Consider the following 877-nt stretch of genomic DNA (forward strand, 5'->3'; position numbering starts at 1 on the left):
CAGTTACACAAAATTAGTTACAGTCTCTTTTTCGTCGCATCTTGAACTCTCAGCCTGTCCTCTTTTGCCCATAACAAAAGTTGTGCTGAAACTTCTTTTTCCAAAAGCGCTTGTGACCCTTCAGATTTATTTTTCGGTCTACTAGCGATTGAAGGGTTTTCCTTCTTTATTGCTTCTTTGAGTACAACATTACCCTCTACATCAGCATTAGTCTCATGTACTAATTTTGGCTTAGTCTCGGTTTTTTGCGGAATAGTTGGCGGCTGCAATAAAACTGCTTTTAGCAAAAGTGCACGAAGCGTAGAAGCACTTGGCAGGCATATTTGAGTGAAGCAGTGCCATTCAAGCCCATATTTATCCACGCTTCCATCTACCATTAATGCATCCATCCATAAAAGCACCTAGTAGTTGAGCACAAACAAACCAGAAAGTTCAGATAGCTTTCACGTAGAAAATAACAATGATGATGGAATATAAATACGGGTGTAAGAGAGTTTAAATTTTCGTGTCATCTGGAAAATTTGGAGCGGAAAACAGATTTGTTCTCGTTGTGAAGCAATGGCCGACACTTGGTCGCGGGCCCTTTAAGGGGTCGCATAGACACAACTATATTGTGTTTTAGTCTTCGTGATTTTTGAAAATTTGGAGCGGGAAACGAGATTGGTATCTGGCCGACACTCGGTCGCGGGCCCATCAAGGGGTCGCACTTAAAAACTAGATAAGTTTTAGTTTTTTGAGGTGTCTGAAAAATTTGGAGCGGGAAACGAGATTCGCCAACTGGCCGACATTCGGTCGCGGGCCCTTCAAGGGGTCGCATAGACACAACTGTATTGTGTTTTAGTCTTCGTGATTTTTGAAAATTTGGAGCGGGAAACGA

At 42.2% G+C, this 877-nt stretch carries 1 protein-coding gene; it reads right to left on the minus strand.

Translation table 11 applies throughout. The annotated features are described in order from the left end of the window. Window positions 1-17: 17 nt before the first annotated feature. On the minus strand, window positions 18-389 hold the full coding sequence (locus ACX5KA_RS01205; protein ID WP_458730255.1) for a hypothetical protein: 372 nt from the start codon (window positions 387-389) through the stop codon (window positions 18-20). Window positions 390-877 lie beyond the last annotated feature (488 nt).

Source organism: Alteromonas alvinellae (assembly GCF_902705805.1).

What these genes read in the sequence shown, in the direction of transcription:
- ACX5KA_RS01205 (WP_458730255.1), bottom strand. Translation starts at nt 389, where the DNA reads ATGGATGCATTAATGGTAGATGGAAGCGTGGATAAATATGGGCTTGAA.